The 17,436-nt window shown below is 34.5% G+C and carries 17 protein-coding genes, 1 pseudogene and 1 riboswitch; of the genes and pseudogenes, 2 read left to right on the top strand and 16 right to left on the bottom strand.

Annotation, left to right across the window (positions count from 1 at the left end; genetic code table 11):
* Positions 1-9: 9 nt before the first annotated feature.
* Together BWGOE10_RS25240 and BWGOE10_RS25245 are read right to left on the bottom strand one after the other, a co-directional pair.
* On the bottom strand, positions 10-405 hold the full coding sequence (locus BWGOE10_RS25240; protein WP_000573656.1) for an SET domain-containing protein: 396 nt from the start codon (positions 403-405) through the stop codon (positions 10-12).
* A gap of 153 nt (positions 406-558) precedes the next feature.
* Positions 559-1,617 carry an endonuclease/exonuclease/phosphatase family protein gene (locus BWGOE10_RS25245; RefSeq protein WP_070145501.1) on the bottom strand — a complete coding sequence of 353 codons (1,059 nt, stop codon included), beginning with the start codon at positions 1,615-1,617 and terminating at the stop codon, positions 559-561.
* Positions 1,618-2,089: 472 nt separating this feature from the next.
* A riboswitch (Fluoride riboswitch) is annotated at positions 2,090-2,149 on the top strand.
* A 54-nt stretch (positions 2,150-2,203) separates the two neighbouring features.
* Between BWGOE10_RS25245 and crcB (BWGOE10_RS25250) the strand changes: the two genes are divergently transcribed.
* Positions 2,204-2,608 carry a fluoride efflux transporter CrcB gene (gene crcB, locus BWGOE10_RS25250; protein ID WP_070145417.1) on the top strand — a complete coding sequence of 135 codons (405 nt, stop codon included), beginning with the start codon at positions 2,204-2,206 and terminating at the stop codon, positions 2,606-2,608.
* On the top strand, positions 2,605-2,961 hold the full coding sequence (crcB, locus tag BWGOE10_RS25255) for a fluoride efflux transporter CrcB (protein WP_070145418.1): 357 nt from the start codon (positions 2,605-2,607) through the stop codon (positions 2,959-2,961). The genes crcB (BWGOE10_RS25250) and crcB (BWGOE10_RS25255) overlap by 4 nt, the downstream gene beginning before the upstream one ends.
* Before the next feature lie 32 nt (positions 2,962-2,993).
* On the opposite strand, the gene BWGOE10_RS25260 is transcribed toward crcB (BWGOE10_RS25255), so the two are convergent.
* From BWGOE10_RS25260 to BWGOE10_RS25320, 14 genes and pseudogenes are all read right to left on the bottom strand, one after another.
* A complete protein-coding gene (locus tag BWGOE10_RS25260) occupies positions 2,994-3,233 on the bottom strand; it encodes a DUF3947 family protein (protein WP_070145419.1) in 240 nt (79 codons plus the stop codon).
* 119 nt (positions 3,234-3,352) lie between these two features.
* On the bottom strand, positions 3,353-3,619 hold the full coding sequence (locus tag BWGOE10_RS25265) for a DUF3955 domain-containing protein (RefSeq protein WP_098786273.1): 267 nt from the start codon (positions 3,617-3,619) through the stop codon (positions 3,353-3,355).
* Positions 3,620-3,716: 97 nt separating this feature from the next.
* Complete coding sequence (gene speG, locus BWGOE10_RS25270; RefSeq protein WP_070145421.1) at positions 3,717-4,238, bottom strand: spermidine N1-acetyltransferase; 522 nt, start codon at positions 4,236-4,238, stop codon at positions 3,717-3,719.
* 140 nt (positions 4,239-4,378) lie between these two features.
* Entirely contained in the window at positions 4,379-4,780 is a 402-nt protein-coding gene (gene psiE, locus BWGOE10_RS25275; protein WP_070145422.1) for a phosphate-starvation-inducible protein PsiE, read from the bottom strand.
* Positions 4,781-4,823: 43 nt separating this feature from the next.
* Positions 4,824-5,048: pseudogene (locus BWGOE10_RS33580) on the bottom strand (NERD domain-containing protein); the annotation flags it as partial.
* 380 nt (positions 5,049-5,428) lie between these two features.
* The gene (locus tag BWGOE10_RS25280) at positions 5,429-6,181 is read right to left on the bottom strand and encodes an ABC transporter ATP-binding protein (RefSeq protein WP_070145423.1); all 753 of its coding nucleotides are present in this window, start codon (positions 6,179-6,181) and stop codon (positions 5,429-5,431) included.
* Positions 6,178-7,242: an iron chelate uptake ABC transporter family permease subunit gene (locus BWGOE10_RS25285; protein ID WP_070145424.1), complete on the bottom strand. Its 1,065-nt coding sequence runs from the start codon at positions 7,240-7,242 to the stop codon at positions 6,178-6,180. The genes BWGOE10_RS25280 and BWGOE10_RS25285 overlap by 4 nt, the downstream gene beginning before the upstream one ends.
* The gene (locus BWGOE10_RS25290) at positions 7,239-8,255 is read right to left on the bottom strand and encodes an ABC transporter permease (protein ID WP_070145425.1); all 1,017 of its coding nucleotides are present in this window, start codon (positions 8,253-8,255) and stop codon (positions 7,239-7,241) included. The genes BWGOE10_RS25285 and BWGOE10_RS25290 overlap by 4 nt, the downstream gene beginning before the upstream one ends.
* Positions 8,256-8,274: 19 nt before the next feature.
* Complete coding sequence (locus BWGOE10_RS25295; protein WP_070145426.1) at positions 8,275-9,288, bottom strand: siderophore ABC transporter substrate-binding protein; 1,014 nt, start codon at positions 9,286-9,288, stop codon at positions 8,275-8,277.
* Positions 9,289-9,939: 651 nt separating this feature from the next.
* Positions 9,940-10,617, bottom strand: coding sequence for a response regulator transcription factor (locus BWGOE10_RS25300; protein ID WP_070145427.1), 678 nt, complete (start codon positions 10,615-10,617; stop codon positions 9,940-9,942).
* Between the two features lie 756 nt (positions 10,618-11,373).
* On the bottom strand, positions 11,374-12,279 hold the full coding sequence (locus BWGOE10_RS25305; RefSeq protein WP_070145428.1) for a TniQ family protein: 906 nt from the start codon (positions 12,277-12,279) through the stop codon (positions 11,374-11,376).
* Between the two features lie 4 nt (positions 12,280-12,283).
* Positions 12,284-13,420, bottom strand: coding sequence for an ATP-binding protein (locus BWGOE10_RS25310; protein WP_070145429.1), 1,137 nt, complete (start codon positions 13,418-13,420; stop codon positions 12,284-12,286).
* A gap of 6 nt (positions 13,421-13,426) precedes the next feature.
* Complete coding sequence (locus tag BWGOE10_RS25315) at positions 13,427-16,090, bottom strand: TnsA endonuclease N-terminal domain-containing protein (RefSeq protein ID WP_070145430.1); 2,664 nt, start codon at positions 16,088-16,090, stop codon at positions 13,427-13,429.
* 10 nt (positions 16,091-16,100) lie between these two features.
* Complete coding sequence (locus BWGOE10_RS25320) at positions 16,101-17,423, bottom strand: TniQ family protein (protein ID WP_098786275.1); 1,323 nt, start codon at positions 17,421-17,423, stop codon at positions 16,101-16,103.
* Positions 17,424-17,436: the final 13 nt, after the last annotated feature.

The raw sequence follows: 17,436 nt of genomic DNA on the forward strand, positions 1-17,436 counted from the left end.
CTCTTTAACTTATTTTTCGTTCTCTTCTTTTTCCTTATCAAACCATAACAGCTCATCGTCATCAACTTCACCATTATAATTGATTAGAATCTCTTCGCCCGCTTTTATATCTTTGTAAGCAAAGAAGTTAAACGTATGATTCTCAAAGACAATATCATACGTTGCATTCGGCTTATATGAATGATTAAATAACATGCCGTATCCTAAAAGGAATGCCGTATGATTTACCCCATACTCAAATGCGTAGTCAGCAAGTAACGTTTTCTCAATGTGTTCATGCTGTTCATTCGGATAAGAGATAACTGGTGCTGAGTGTATCAACTCACCCTTTTTAATATCACGAGTTGCAAATACGCCTCTATTAAATTCTCCATCACTAAGTTCAGAAGTCTTAACTTCAATCATATGCGTCACCTATATATTTCTTTCTTCGAAGTATTTTTCTCCTTAAGCTTGGCAGAAAACGCGGAGAAAAGCAATTAAATTCCTACCAAGTATAAAAAGAGCACATTATTTGTGCTCTTTTTATGTGATATTCTATGAAGCCCCGCGTATCAATTATTTCAGTTTAAATACCGCACTAACTGGGTTATGATCACTATTTTCAAACTTTAAGTCTTTCCCTTGTACATTTACAATTTCAACATTCGGCGAAACGATAAAGCCATCAATAATAGTGACAAAGCTTTCACCCTCCACATACTTCTTCACATCATCTCTTACCGTCATAACAGATGGATCTACAGCCCATTGGAATCCTCCATCTGCGAAGTCCTTTGGTAACTCTACTAGCCATTCAGGACGCTCTTTTACAAACTTAGGATCACTTAATTGAACATTAGAAAGTAACTGGTTCCAATCTCCACCTAATATTACGTAATCACCATTTTGATAACACTTGTTCATATATTCTTTTAAATACTCTGCTTGTTGCTTTCTAATTTTTCCGCCCTCATCATAAGCAGATAGATGTACATTTACGAGCCTAACATACTTCCCATTATTAACAGGGATTTTATGTTCAACAATCGCTCGATCTAAATCGAATAAACGCTTCGGCCAAGGCTCCATTCCTGGTAGTTGGAACCGCGTTGCTGTTTGAACTGTGTATTTAGAGAATGTACTTAATCCGCCCTCAGCATATCCCATCGGCTTTGTGACTGGGACAGGAACCCACTTAGTATCGTAGTTCTTCCCAAATGACGAAGCATAATCAGGTAATCCCTTTTTCAAAAACTCATGTTCATTTACATCAAATGATCGGTGAGATTTTATATCAACTTCTTGCAATAACACAAAATCACTATTCTCATTTTGTAAAAATGAAAGCATCTTCTTTAAGTTTACTTCAGTCTGTTCTTTACTACTCGAACCAGAACCCTTTCCACCGTCCATAAAGAAGTCTTGGTCCTTATCTAATCCAGCGTACCCAATATTAAATGTTGTAACTTTAAATTCATTTCCTGGCTGCAGTACACGCTCTTTGTTGTTTTCAACCTTTACGTCTAAAACATTCGCTGGCTGTTCTTTTGTAAGTGTCATATAAGCTAAAAAGCCACCTAGAATACAAGCCACTATTAAAATAAATATTAATACTATTTTTAAAAATTTCTTCAACACACATGACCCCTTTTTATTAAATAACGTTTTATTTTTCTGTATTTTCAGTTAAATAAAGATAAATTAAAGACACAAGAAATATTTTACCATAAAGAAAACTTGATATCATTATATTTAGCTAACAAATAATCGTTGTATCCCTCACTGCAATTATCTTGAAATTCAATCATAATATTTACGAAAGCAAGACTGTAATGTAATTACAACCCACAACAGAGGAATCACACCTTCAGAGAATATAACAGATCCTACTTTCCGCACTTTTCATTAACATATTTATTGGTAATCCAAAATAATATTTAGTACACTATAAAGTGAAACTTTAATCAGTGGGGGTTTTGTTCATCCCCCACTGATTATCAGCCCGCACCAATCGGGCATTTACAGGCAGTTGATCTCCCACCTAACTTCTTTGCTCCAGCTGAATTTTGAGGTGGGAGCTTTACTGCCTGTTAATGCGGGATAAATAGAACTTATAGGCGATGGAGTTCGCCATAACTGCTATTTAGCTAATGACTCCTACCAGTATGACTACTGGTAGGAGTCTATTTTTTTTGAGTAAACTATTAGAGAGGTGAAGAAATTGAAATATATTATTGTTGGCATAGCCGGTATATTAGGAGCTCTTTCCCGTTATTATTTAGGTTTTACTATCGATACGCTTTGGCATCATTCATTACCACTCGCTACATTAACGATTAACTTAATTGGTTGTTTCTTACTAGCTTTGTTGACCACCTATATCGCTCGGTTAAACATCTTATCTTCCGAAGTTATTACAGGGATTGGAACAGGGTTTATCGGTTCATTTACAACCTTTTCAACATTCAGCGTCGAAACTATACAGTTAATTAATCATTCACATTTTGGTACCGCATTTTTATATGTATCATGCAGTATGCTAGGCGGTCTAATTATGTCTTTGCTTGGCTATAAACTTGGAGACTTTTTACTACAAAAACACCTTGAGGAAGGTGAACTATCATGATTAATGCTTTATTAGTAGCAACAGGAGGATTCTTCGGTGCTATTACACGATTTGCAATTAGTAATTGGTTTAAAGAAAGAAATACAACTTCATTTCCAATTGCTACATTCCTCATTAATATAACAGGAGCATTTTTACTCGGATATATAATTGGCAAAGGGATAACTACAAGCTGGCAACTATTATTAGGCACAGGATTTATGGGGGCCTTCACTACATTTTCAACGTTTAAATTAGAATCTGTTCAGCTTTTTAAGCATAAAAAATTCGGCATACTACTCCTATACTTAAGTGCTACTTATATAATCGGTATCACATTCGCATTCCTTGGGGTGAAATTAGGCGGAATATAAAAAAGAAAGCGACTCTTATCAGTCGCTTTCTTTCATAAAAAGTATGTTGCCCCATATGGAATTGAAAATAAACCAGCTGGATACACATCATAATGTATACTTTGCACAGGAAGCTGTGAATACGACATATACTGGCTCTGCATCATTTGCGCTACTTGTGCTTGCTGTTGCATTTGAATAGCCTGATGCACTGCCTGAATCGTCATCTGAGCCCCGGCCAATGTAATAGCTGGTCCTACTTGTCTTCCATAGTAAAAATAATGGTTCATCATTATTCAGCTCACTTTTTATTTTTCTTCCATATGGTATGTTTCTATTTCATAGTGAGTGTTTTGTCCCGATTGGTATAGGACTGGGGGCCAAACATCATCCCATTTTTTAGAACTTCACTTTATCTATTACTTTTTTTCAGCTTTGAAGTAATAAACCCAAATAGTAATACACCAATACCACTAAAGAACAATACATAACTTACCGGTACTAGGAAAAAGAAAGGTTCTTCAAGAAATCCATTCGCTCCTACTTTACTGTTTGAAGCATGTATAGTTAAAGAAATAATCGCTAAAATCATGAAAGAAATAGCCACTACATATTTATTTTTCATCGTATATTCTCCTTCAATTCCATCATTAATTTCCACTAATCTCATTACCATCATAATACGCCCAGAAGTATCACAAGTCAATAATCATTTATCGTTTTTCAATAAATAATTGTTGTTAATCTCACAAAAAAAGCTATAGACACTGTTTCGTCTATAACCTTTTCACTCCGAAGTATGTCTTTTGGAACATACACATTCTTATCGCATTATGATAAGAACCGTCAACGAAAAACTCATCTTGCAGTTCACCTTCAACGACAAATCCAACCTTTTTATAAACATGTACAGCTTTTTCATTTTCCTTATCAACCACTAAATAAATCTTATGCATATTTAATACGGAAAAGGCATAATCCATCGCTAAGCGCGTCGCATCAGCTGCATATCCGTGCCCTTGATAACTCGGATCAATAATAATTTGGAATTCCGTTCTACGATGAATATAATCGATTTCTACTAACTCAACTAAGCCAACCATCTCATTATCTTTTTCAACGATAAATCGACGTTCGCTTTGATCATGTATATGCTTATCATATAAATCCTGTAGTTCTACATAAGCCTCATATGGCTCTTCAAACCAATAAGACATAATATGTGCATTATTATTAAGTTCATGTACGAACTTTAAATCTTCTCGTTCTAATGGACGTAATTTCAATTCCTGACTCATTCCTATAACCTCCAAGTAAAAGAAACCTCTTCACTTAACTTCTCAATTTTTTTCAATTTCAAACGCCCTAATTTCATTGTAAACTTTGAAGCAGCTTGAAGGTCAAGATGAAAAAGTAGTGCAAACTGATGTCTGCACTACTACTCTTTTCTCAAATCTCTCATATTTGATATGTATAAAGCAATAACTAAAACAAGAATAGATCCCGCATATAATAAAGTCTCCATCGGTTCCTCATGCGATACAATAATTAATCGAATTAAAGCCGTAATTCCGATATAAATAAAATAGCGTAATGGGAAATGATAATTCGATTTAAAATACTTAATAATTAATGCAATGAACTCGAAGTATAAGAAATAGACGATGATACTTTCAACTAATTTATACGATGTATACTTCTTCGCTGAAAATATGTATTGAATAAAAGTAATCGTCTCATTAATTAAAAAGATAGATAAAACAATGGATAGTATAATTAGAGCTATATTTAATATCCATTGTAAAACACTAGCTATAAAATGATCGATATTAAACTTCATTTCACACTCTCCTTCATGTAAATACTTATTTATTATAGCAAAATTATAATTGAAACGAAGTTAAATCATATATTTGTCCTTTGTTTTCCCCTGTGTGGGGGATGCTCATTGTTTGGAGGAGTCTATTGACAGTCGTACTCGATTGAACGTGAAGAAATTTCTTCAACTGCATATTTGTACAAGTGTCACTAATAAGAAATGAATAATCTTTTAAAGCAAATTCATGTGCCACTTTAGAGATAGCTTTACAATTCGAACAATACCACCCTTATATTCTGAACACTATTAGATCATTACCATCAGCTACATCACAATTTCTTATATAAGAACGGACGAAACCTACTTTGTCTAACATAATTGTGTTAGATTGTGAGCGATAACCCCGCCAAAAGATAATAATTCGCCTACAGTCACCATCCGAGCGTTCAAAGCGTCGCAGAACTGGAAGTAATGAGATACCTGTGGGACTGTTACCAACAGCCAAAAACATTAAGAGTTATCATAGGCAATCGTATTAAAAAAAGCTGCTGCCTATAAAATACAGACAGCAACTTCAACTGGAGTAGCTGGCATGATTTACGTAAGCTACAGTATACAATTTGATTTTCTATTAATTTTTTTGGCCTACTCATTTTTTGCATTTTGTAACTAATAAACAGCGATTGGCCCATAAGGACCATTGATAATTTCTATTTTTGTTTCAAAAATATCTGTCAAAATTTTTGGGTCCATAACCTCTTCTACTGTTCCAAAAGCAGCAATTTGTCCATCTTTCATAGCACAAATTTTATCAGAATATTTGGCTGCAAAATTTATGTCATGCATAACAGTCAGAATTGTTCTTCCAAATTCATTAGCCGCACGTCTCAAATGCTCCATCATTTGAACAGATCGAGCAACATCAAGGTTGTTCAGAGGCTCGTCCAAAAGTACATATTCAGTCTCTTGGCACAATACCATCGCTACATATGCCCTTTGTCTTTGACCACCAGAAAGCTCATCTAAATACCTATTCTCTAAATTAGTTAAATCCAAAAAATCAATATATTTAGAAATAATAGCTTCATCCTCTTTAGTTAACCTTCCCTTTGAATAAGGAAAGCGCCCAAATCCAACTAGTTGTCTAACAGTAAGCCTAGTTACAAAATGATTTTCTTGTCGCAATATAGTCAAAACTTTTGCTAAGTCTTTTGATTTGGATTCAGAAACATCCATATTTGCTACTTGAATGTGACCTTCATCCATATCTAAGAGTCTTCCAATCATCAAAAGTGTCGTGGACTTTCCAGCGCCATTTGGTCCAATTAAAGAAGTAAAGCCCGCTTTTGGTATTTCAATATCCAAAGGTCCTATTTTTACCTTATCAGTATAGAACTTTTTAACATTATCAATTTTTATCATAAAGCCCTCTTCCTTAAAACTATAGTTAAGAATATGATTCCACCAAATAATTCAATAATAACTGAAACTACACCTTGAGCATGGAATACATGATACATTAAAAAGTATGCACTCGTCATTATCAAAAATCCTATAGCAAAAGCCATTGGAAAAATATATCTATGATCATAAGTTGACGCCGCCTGATAACTCAAAGTTGCTACTAAAAAGCCGTAGAAAGTAAGTGGCCCAATTAGAGCTGTTGAAATGGACATTAAAATAGCTACTAATACAAGCGTATAAATTACACTAGGTTGATATTTAACACCAAAAGAAGTAGCAACATCCTTTCCTAGTGACAAAACATTCAAATTCTTAGAATGAGCAAAAATTAATACTGCTACAATTATGACCATAGGAATTACAATAGGAAAATATGCAGGATCTGCATGATTAACAGAACCAAATAATCTTGCTTGTAAAATATCAAATTCTGAAGGCGCAAGTAGTTTTCTCATGAAAGTTGACACAGCATTTAGCCCGGTGCCAATAATAATTCCAACTAAAAGCATAAGTTGTAAATTCCCGTATTTACCGGAAAGTAACCATCCATAAAGTATCAAACTCATGAAGACCATAACAACAACTTGGAATAAAAATGATCCAATTCCATTAAAATTTATTAATGCACTAGCACCAAAGAAAAATATTGTACTCGTTTGAATTGCTGAATAAAGTGATTCGAAACCTAAAAGTGAAGGAGTAATAATTTTATTATTCGTAATAGATTGGAAAGCAACTGTCGACAAGCTATGGCAAACTGCAGCAATAATCATAGCAACAATAGCTACTATCCTTCTCTTAACAACTGGGATAAAAGAAGGTGAATCTATCGGAACTGGATTGTTATAAACTAAAAGTCCATATGAAGAAAGGAGGCCTAAACCAATCAATGTGATCAGTAAAATCCAATAACGTCTTGCTTCCTTCTTAGAACGAAAAGCACTAGCTGATCTACTTTCATTATGAAGGCTAGAATCGATTTCGACATTTTCTTTATTTCTATATTCTAATGTGATCATCGTAGCCTCCTTGGTTTTCTTTGTCTCAATAAAATAGTAATAAACACGATTGCTCCCACTGTTGCAAGTATTAAAGAAACAGGTACTTCAAAAGGCTTTATAATTGTTCGAGAAATGATGTCACAGGCAGTTATTGTCCCCATTCCGATCAAACATACCCAAGGTAAATTACTCCTAAGATCATCACCTCTAAACATGGAAACAATATTTGGAACAATTAATCCCAAGAAAGGTAAGTTTCCAATAACAGCTGCAACAATTCCAACTGCAACAGAGATAAGAGCAGTCCCAAAAAGAACAATTCTATTGTAATTAACTCCAAGGCTTGTTGCGACATCTTCTCCTAGTCCAGCTAAAGTCAATCTATTAGCATACATAAAAATAAGCAAAGTAATGATAACAATCAGCCATAAATATTCATATCTTCCCACCTGAATGTTAGCAAATGAACCTACAAACCAAGTTTCAATACTTTGTGTCATTTGAAAAAGGAGCCCCATAAAAGTAGACACTGCAGAAATAACTGCTCCAAGCATCAATCCAATAATCGGGACAATTAAAGAAGAACGAAGTTTAACTCTTCTTAAAAATAAAAAGAAAATCATAGTTCCTATAAAAGAAAAAATGATTGCACCAGTCATTCTTTGCACTAAAGTCGGGGCAGGGAATAATAAATATACAAAAAGCAGGCCTAAGCCTGACCATTCAATAGTCCCCGTTGTAGTAGGTTCAACAAAGCGATTCTGTGTAATGAGTTGCATTACGAGCCCTGCCATCGCCATTGCAGCTCCAGTAAGCATTAATGCAACTGTTCTCGGAACACGAGTTATGAAAAACATCTCCATTCCGTCCTCTTGTCCACGTATATCATAAACTCCAGTAAACAGTGATATAATCCCTAAAATTATAACAACTATAATCGCTATTATAAAAGATTTTGTCCATAATTTATTGTGATTATAAAACTGGGGTTGAGAAATATTCTCAACCCTAGAAATTATATTTTTTGACACTGTTTCGTACTCCTTTACACTACTTAGTTAAAGTTTTTGCAAGATTTCCAAACAACTCTATATAAGTCTGAATTGATTCATTTGTGTAAGTATCTTCTGGTGCATAAACAACTTGTTTTTTAGAAACAGCAGTTGTGTTTTGAAGAGCTGGTGATTTAGAAATAACATCCTTAGCAGGTGTTGAAGTAGCTGCATCAGATGTTGCAGCATCACGATCTAATACGAAAAGCCAATCAGGATTTGTTTGTGCAATAGCTTCAACAGAAACGTCATCACCTTTATGACCTGCAGTAGAATTTGAAACTTCTAGTGCTGGAACCCAACCGAAAATTTCATACATTGGTCCCCAAACACGACCAGAATGAGGAGCAGCAAAACCAATATTCCCACCAGTAACAATAACACTCATAACTTTATCTTTTCCATTATAAGCAGATTTTGCAGTTTCAATAGATTTATCAAAATCAGCTACTAATTGTTTAGCTTCTTTATCTTTATCAAAGATTTTTCCTAAAGTAATTGTAGAATTTTTAAGTCCATCCACTAAATTTTTCCCAGGCGTAGTAGATTTCTCAGAAACATCAACATTAAGATCAATAACGGCTGCATTTGGCACTAATTTTTTGATTTCTTCGTAATGGCCAGCAAATCTTTGACCAACGATTACAAGTTCAGGGTTTGCAGCTGCTATAATTTCAAGATTTGGTTCACGGTGATTTCCAATATTTTGAACTTTATTATCCTTTACATATGCTGAATCAGCAGGCATTACATCCTTTGGAGCTGCCGCTAATTTAATTCCCCAATCAGCTAAAGTTTCAAAAGTTCTATTATCTAAAGCAACTACATTCTTTGGATTTACAGGGACTTTAACAGTTCCATGGGCATCAGTGATTTCAACCGTCTTCGGCTTATCACTACTATTACCTTTATTAGCCTTTGAAGTTTCCTTACTTGAATCTGAGCAAGCTACTAACATTAAAGTGAAAACTGCTAGAATACTCAATAATTTTAAAAGCATAGATTTTTTCATAAATATACTCCTTATAATGTGATTTATTTCGAAAATGATGACGTCCATAGATTGAATTAGATAGTAACTTTTATTCACCCAAATCGCTATTGATAATCATTTTCATTTGAACATCCTGTTAATTAGTATAGTCATTAATTATGTGAAAATCTTGTGAATGATGTGAGTTAATAAAATTAAACATAAATTGGATACGGTCTCAACTAATGCGCACTAGAGTCGTCCCCTCCACACCAACCAATAGATGAGCACCTTATAAAGTGAAACTTTATAAGGTGGGGGTTTTGTTCATCCCCCACTGATTATCAGCCCTCACCAATCGGGCTTTTACGGACAGCCCGACCCCCACCTAACTTCTTTGCTTTCGCTGAATTTTGAGGTTGGGGTCTTACTGCCCGGCAAATAGCGGGATAAACCATGATTTCTCCTACAAAACACGCCCATTAATAGCTAATATTTTCATAATCCATTGCCTGATAGAAATATTCTTTTTATAGTTTCCGTCTTTTAATATTTCTCAGAAACTATTTGATTATCAGATTTAATAGAAAAAAACGAGTAAAACTGAATGAAATAGTTTTACTCGTTTTTCTATTATGCTGGATATTGATTATTATGACAAACTGTACTTTACCTATTATCTTATTTTTATCATTCAATCATTGAATAGCCCCTGCCATGTATCGTTTGAATATATCTATTTTTCTTCTCGCACTTTAACTTTTTTCTTACATACCCAATATATAAGTCTACTACATTTGGATTTACTACTACGTTATATCCCCAAACCTGGTTCAAAAGCATTTCACGGCTCAATATTGTATTTTTATTCTTGATTAAAAATACAAGTAAATCATACTCGCGCTTAGTAAGCGTGAGATTTTTACCACCTTTTTTCACAATATTGCTAGATGCATCAACAAAGAGATCTTTAAACTGAAAAAAGTTTGTCTCATTTTGCTGGATACAGTCACTTCTCCTTAAAATAGCTTGAACCCTTGCTACTAATTCTTCTTTCACAAATGGTTTTCTTATATAATCATCTGCTCCTGCTTGTAACCCTGCTATGCAATCCTTACTAGAAATATTGTCGGTCACAATAATTATCGGTGTCGTTTTAACAAGTCGTATTTGTCTGCAAATTTCTGGTCCCGATATACTTAATGAATCCCAATCCAATATGATAATATCCCAATCTTGTTCATATATTATATTTAAACCTTGGTTTTCATTGTGAAGTTTTAAAATGAAATAGCCTTCTTGCGTTAGACCGCTTACGATTTTCTTTGCAAAAGACCGTTCATTCTTAATTACTAACACCTGCTTCACCGATGGTTCACCTCTACTTCAATATAACTTAGTTAGATGAAAAATTATCCCAAAAAAATAATTTAAGATTTATAAATTTTAAATCCCTAAAAAATCCGTTATAACAGCTTATTAGGAGAACTCTATATAATCTTACAATAGATATGGATGAAAACACAAAATATATGAAGATTTAAATAAATATTATTTAATCATTAAGGAGCAGCTATAGTATCTACCTGCTTATCATCAATAACTATTTCTTCATTTTCTGTTTCAGGGGTACCACCCCACCCCCATCAACTTAAACATTTTATAAAACCACAAAACAAAAAAACGGTATTCTTTCTATTTTTCTACTTATAAATACTTGTGTAGAAGTGATTTTGTTGTTGTTTATTTTAGATAAAATTGTGATCGTTAGGGGATAACACACACAAGGTGTATTGAGAATGGAATTGAAAGAACCGAAGAATTAGATACATTCTATTTTTAGAACCATAACTTTGCCGCAAACAAAAAGAACCATACCCCCGCCAATCTGGCAAAGTTATGGTTCATATTATACAATGTCACTTTACCTATAAGTTGGCCGCATTTGGAAGCATAAGCTGGCCAGAAAACACTTATTTTTGCAGATAATTATCTAATTATTCAACAGAATTAGAAGCATAAGTTGGCCGTGTGTTAATTATTAACCCATAAGCTGGCCGTGAATTTCACAAAACAGCAAATAAAAATACCTATTAGTAACATAGGATATTCAAAATTACTAGCTTATTCATTAGAATCTTTATATGATACACCCATTACCTCTAACAAAGGTGTCCTTGTATAATAACTTAATAATAAAAGAGCTCGTAACGGTAGTCTTTTTTGTGACCTTCGTAGGATAGCTCTTAAAGAAATGGGATGCATATCTGTTACTGAGCAAAATTCTTTTTGATTCCCTTGAAAAAACTTTCTCATATTTCCCTCAATAATAGAACACACTAGTTCCATTGTAGGTGGAATGACATATGGTGCTATTTCCAATAATTCTTCTATACTTCTATTAATCCATTCATCCCGTTCGGTTAAATTATGTTCTTTCTGAAGAAATTTATATTCTTTTTGTCCTAGCCAATTACCACACCTATAACAATATCCTGGGCGATCTATCTTGGCAGATTGCGACTTTTCACATTTAGGATTAGGACATAAATATTCCAATTTTCTTTTGTGCCTTAAACATGCACTTGTACTAGTCAAATACCACATTAAAGGCTCATATATTTCTTTGTTAGCTTCACTCCATTCATCAAAACATTCTGGACACCACTTCGTATCACAATAAAACATCCTATTATGTATGACTTCTTTCCAAGTTAACATCGTCATATACTTAAAACCTTTTTGTAATGTTAATAATTCTAGTGATTCAGCAAGCATTGTGGCTGTCTTCCCCGTACCGTAAAATGAGGCACTCCACCAACGAGGCACTGATGCAAATTGCTTAGGGTACAAAGAACGCTTACAAGGGTGTAATGCTATAGTATGAGCAGCAAGCGTTGTTAGCTCAACATTATGCGCTAAAGCTAACCTTCCAAGGTAGCTCATTAAGCATTCCACCATAGGTGTTCCAACATTCATAGGCTCTAGGGAATATAAATAACTAGCTGAGTGCTGTCTTGATATATACATATCTTTATCCCTCTAGATATTCTTGTTTTCCGACTGGATCTCGCTTCGGCTTACGCCTTCCTACGCCACTTTTTTGAGTTGCATCTTTTTTAACGTTTCTTTCTTTATCCCTAGCCCTTAATCCTATCTTATATAGTAAATCTATCCTATCTTGTTCATTCTCTTCAAATAAATCTTCACCTTGCTCAATTTCCTCAATCAACATCTTCAAAGCATTAACAGGCATTGCATATGTATATAGCATTTCTTTAGTTATCGTTTTCCTTCTATTATAAATAGCATCTCCTAAACAACGTGTGAGCCAGTCCTTGAGTATCCCTATGCATCCTAAAGTACGTTCATAAATAAAATCTGCATGTTCAAGTAAATTCGGTTCTTCTTCTAAAGGCAATTCTTTCTGTAGCATATGGATTATCGAAAGAAAAGTACGGTAATCCTCCAAATTACTCGCTCTGTATCTCGGGAATTGTATACTTATTGTTCTACGACTGAGCTGCGCACTTAGATTAAAAAATTCTTTTAACTCGTAAGTTCCAATTAATATGTGTGGAACTTTCGTATTATTAGCTAGCGATTTTATTGTATCTAACTGGTTTTGCAAACTTTTGGCACCAGACACCTTAAGCAAATGCTGTGCTTCATCAACTATACAGGCCACAGGATTTCTAAATCTAAAGGCGTTTTCAAGTGATCGTCTCAAGGCATACCAAGGAGATTTACTATTATAATCCTTCTTCATAAGAATATTTCTATTTTCTAAACAAATCTTATGATCTATCAACGGTTCCTGTAATTCCTCTAAAGTTCGATAATAATAATCTTTCCAGTGAAACTTTCCAGAGTCGAAACCCACAATTTCGGTTCTAACTATAGGTATTCTGCCTTTATCATTTTCTAACTCTTCTCGCATCTCTTGGATGAAATACTTTTCTAGTCCTTGGGCTAGGGTAGTTTTCCCCACCCCGCTTGGCCCAAGTACTAAAACAATAAAAGTTCCCGCTGGATTATGAATGTAAGAAATAAGTTGTTCTTTCACTTGTTTGATGATAGGATGCTCGATTACCATGTCCTCAAATTTTTTTAACTTACTTTCTTTATCAGAGAGCTCAAAACCATTAAACTTCCTTTCAAGTTCGTCCATCTAATATCATCCTCCTTTTCGGTATATCTCGAACTCTTGAAATTCCATATTTTTTATCAACTCTTTAGTATTGGTTGCAGTAGGTACAGGTAAATCCAACTCAACTTCACGTTGATTATCCTTAGATGCTAATGTATTTTTTAGACTTCCAGCCATTAATTTTTCTTTTTCCTCTATCCCATTAATAAATGCAGCAATTTTTTTAGCTGTAACAGTATAGCCCTTTGCATGATTTTGCTTTCTTTTCTTAATCTCTTCCATAGCCAATTTTAGCTCTCGCTCTGTTTTTCCTTTTAGCACATGGTAATACTCTGATGTACAAGTTATCCATTTTTTATTTACATAAGCATATGCCATACCTATATCAAATGGATCATACCTCACAGGTACACTCTGTTTTTCCAATACCGGACTATTAAATGTGGGATTCCAATAATTTATATAATTGACTTTCACACCCGTGCGAGAATTCACTTTAGCGACTCCATTCCTTGTAGACGGCAAAGTCGTGACTATAAAATTTTCATCATACACAATGAACTCCAATTTTCTTTCTCCTGTCCTATATATCCCCTCATTAAACGCTTCATCAGGAGTCTGTCCCTCCAAACCTGGATGTACATTATCGCTATATACCGCTGATATCCATCCTTCTAAAGCTTCATATAGGGCTTCCAAGCTCCACACCGCATGATTCACCGGATTCACTTTTTTAGTGACTTGGCGAACATTTTTTGTGATTTTAGTATTCCCTTGTAAGTTATGAATAAAATTAGAGTTTGAAGTTCCAAATAATCTCTCAATTACATTACCAAATCTAGATTTGGCTGGTGGCCTTACTTTTTTATTAATTTCATACATAGCTGTAAATGTATCAAAGTAAATACTATGGAACTCTTTTCCTCCATCCACTACAATAGATTGTGGTAATCGATGATACTTACGTACACATTCTCTTAGAGTCATCATAACCGATCTGTAACTGGCCGATTCAAATGAAATGTGATATGACAGAATAGTTCTGGAATATGCGTCTACTAAGAATGTCAGCCATGGTCTCCCTAATACTTTACCTGTTTTAGAGCATACGAGCTGTACATCTAACTGAGTATGATCTATATGAGTTATCTCAAATGGCCTATCCCCATGTCGTGGAACACTATGATCCAAGTTCCAATAAAATGATTCATGTTTGTAAGCCGCCCGATCTCCTTGCCTCTTTTTGACTTGTTCATAGCGATTTCTATTCTGAACTGTTGCACAGAAAGTCTTATAACTAGGCACTAGGATGTTTTTACTCTCACAGAGATTAACTAATTGTCCGTATACAATAATCTTATTTTTTTGTTTAAGGTTTTCATACTCATTTTCAATTACCTCTTCCATTAAGGTTATGGTTTCTGCCGGAAGCCTTTGATCTCTATTCCCCTTCTGTTGGTGCTTTGGGAGTAAACCTATATATCCACTTCCATATAATTGCCGTCCCTCTTTATAATCTTTTATCCAACGCCTAAGAGTCCGCTCAGAAGCTTCGTTACTAGATATTTCCTCTTCATTTAGCTTTCGCTTAACTAAATCCATCCTGTTATTAGCTATTGCTAGCTCTTCTGGTCCCGCTTCTAATAAAATGTCCAGATAGGGCGCATACTTTCGACTTCCGCTCTTCTCATCTTCGGGCGCTACCTTGCCATTATTAAGTAATTCAACAAAATACAGTTTTGGTAATTCTAAAAAACCATTTTCATCTGAATAAAGATAGACAGATTTGAAACCCATATTTACAACTATCCATGTAACTCCATCCCACATAACAGTTGAGTTAATATTTACAGTAAGTGCTGTTACTGGATAAGTATTTTCAGGTTTTGTTGAACAGATACTTTCAAAAGCTGCACTATGCTGTTCACTTAAAAAAACCGGGACATCACTGGACTTAGCAATGATGTATTGCTCTAAATCTATATACAATTCATTTGTAGCTACCAAAGTATATACATCATCAGCATCTGTTGTTTTTAAGGAGACAAGCAATTCTGCTAGTTTCATTCCTAATTCGGAAGAAAGAATATTTCTTATTTCGCTTTTCTTTTCCTCAGATACTGTATAATTTTCATTCTTCAAATAATCTTCTAGAAATATTAGATTCCTGTATAAGTTTAAATTCACTTCGGCCGATGTTCTCACACAAAATTCCAAGCCGATTTGGCTGGCTGCCACTTCAGCTGGCGGACATCGCCAACGCCCCTCCTCATCCTTAAAATACCTAACCGGATCTTTTTTTGATAATTTAATTAGTTGTTCTTCTGTTTTCCATTCCTCAATTTGCACACCGTCTCTTTTTAATACTAAAAAATCCGGATTATAAAAAAACGATATTCTCCGCCCATTTTCACGAGTATAATCTAGCTTTAAAGTAATAGGCTGATCATAATATTCAAGCACATCGTCATCATACTCTGCTAAATAAATGGCAGCTAACTCCACGGTGTGACTTTCAAATTGAATCGACATCCCCATTTTTTTACTAGGATATCTTCCAGCTACATTATATTTTGAACTTCTCACGCTTCGAGATGGAGGCGATGTTCTAATCTTTTGGACAGTTTCAATCGTTTCTTCCCTGAAATCCATCAGTGTACACCAACTTTGAAATTCCTGTTCACTTAACATAAGTTACCTCCTATCCTGAGTAAATTTCATCTTCTATTAATTCCTTAAAATAATCCCTTAGCTTCTTGTCCTTTAGTAACCCTGGGTTATTTGCCATTTCCTCAATTCTTCGTCTACTTGGGTATACCCCTTGTTGTATAAGACTTTGCACATTTTGATTAATTATCAAACAATTACTAACATAGACTTGAGTTATCTTTTCTTTAATAACACTTGTATTCTTTGCTGAGATGGCTTTACACAAATTCGGGAAGTGCTTGTAAAGCGTTCTTTTGGAGTATCCTAACTGTTTAGCTAGCACATTCATTGATACGGTGGAGTCTGGGTGGTGAGCATATTTTTGGAGTATAGATAAAGCTACATCATAATCAAATTTTCTCTCTCTTTTTTTAGTATCTCTTGTGTGGCACTCTGTATTAAAGACTACCGTTTCTTTATTCACACTTACATCTTCGGTATAAAAACTGACTGGTGACATATTAAATAAGTAACACATTTCCAACACCCTAGACAATGGAGGTAAAACTTTGCCATTACACCAATCCCACAGGGTGGTCTTCGCTAAATTTAATTTCCTTGCAAACTCCTGCATATTTCCCTCTGTATAAATATCAACAAGATAATTTAAATTTCTAATGACTTGTTGCTTACTCGCTGAAATTTTGATTTGTTCTTTATGCTTTATAATTTGTTCTGCCAATAAAGTTATTTTGTAATCCAAATTATTTTCGTCTGAGCATTTATTAAGGTTTGGTGCTTTTCCAAGCCAATTGTTGCAATAAGGACAATATCCATTTTTACTTTTCCTGTGTAAAATCGGAATCCTTTTATGGCATAAAAAACACTCGGTTTCCAAATTACGCTTATGCTTTGAACATGTATTAACCATTTCAAGGCTCCACACCAGAAGATTATAAATGGCATCCCCAGTATTAAGTTGTTCTTCATAGCATACTGAACACCATGAAAGGTGATTTTTTAATAAATAGCGTAATGGCACTACTTCTTTTATAGATGCCAACGTCAATATACCTAATTGCTGTACCTTCGTTAGTTTCTCTAAAGCACCTACCATATCTAGCGCATTGCTTCCAAAACCATTCATTGTCTTTGCACCATCATAAAATCTATTTCCACCTCTAGCTGTACTATAGATAAGAAATTCTTTATTCAATATTGGAGCAATAACGTAAGAGATTAATGATGAAGGATAAACTTGATGTGCTTCTGATAACCTAATCAAGTAACTTGTTAAAGACTCAATATATGCCCCCTCTACGCCAATGGGGTGTAAACTATACAACTGACTCCTTTGCGAATAGATATTTCTCATTTTTAACACCGCA

The sequence above is a fragment of the Bacillus mycoides genome, assembly GCF_001757995.1.
GTDB classification, from domain to species: Bacteria; Bacillota; Bacilli; order Bacillales; family Bacillaceae_G; genus Bacillus_A; species Bacillus_A mycoides_B.

Coding starts and splice junctions, on each gene's coding strand:
- BWGOE10_RS25265 (WP_098786273.1), bottom strand. CDS start 3,619: ATGATGGTAATGAGATTAGTGGAAATTAATGATGGAATTGAAGGAGAA.
- BWGOE10_RS25310 (WP_070145429.1), bottom strand. CDS start 13,420: ATGGACGAACTTGAAAGGAAGTTTAATGGTTTTGAGCTCTCTGATAAA.
- crcB (WP_070145418.1), top strand. CDS start 2,605: ATGATTAATGCTTTATTAGTAGCAACAGGAGGATTCTTCGGTGCTATT.
- BWGOE10_RS25315 (WP_070145430.1), bottom strand. CDS start 16,090: ATGTTAAGTGAACAGGAATTTCAAAGTTGGTGTACACTGATGGATTTC.
- BWGOE10_RS25240 (WP_000573656.1), bottom strand. CDS start 405: ATGATTGAAGTTAAGACTTCTGAACTTAGTGATGGAGAATTTAATAGA.
- BWGOE10_RS25295 (WP_070145426.1), bottom strand. CDS start 9,288: ATGAAAAAATCTATGCTTTTAAAATTATTGAGTATTCTAGCAGTTTTC.
- BWGOE10_RS25285 (WP_070145424.1), bottom strand. CDS start 7,242: ATGATCACATTAGAATATAGAAATAAAGAAAATGTCGAAATCGATTCT.
- BWGOE10_RS25320 (WP_098786275.1), bottom strand. CDS start 17,423: ATGAGAAATATCTATTCGCAAAGGAGTCAGTTGTATAGTTTACACCCC.
- BWGOE10_RS25280 (WP_070145423.1), bottom strand. CDS start 6,181: ATGATAAAAATTGATAATGTTAAAAAGTTCTATACTGATAAGGTAAAA.
- BWGOE10_RS25305 (WP_070145428.1), bottom strand. CDS start 12,279: ATGTATATATCAAGACAGCACTCAGCTAGTTATTTATATTCCCTAGAG.
- psiE (WP_070145422.1), bottom strand. CDS start 4,780: ATGAAGTTTAATATCGATCATTTTATAGCTAGTGTTTTACAATGGATA.
- speG (WP_070145421.1), bottom strand. CDS start 4,238: ATGAGTCAGGAATTGAAATTACGTCCATTAGAACGAGAAGATTTAAAG.
- BWGOE10_RS25260 (WP_070145419.1), bottom strand. CDS start 3,233: ATGATGAACCATTATTTTTACTATGGAAGACAAGTAGGACCAGCTATT.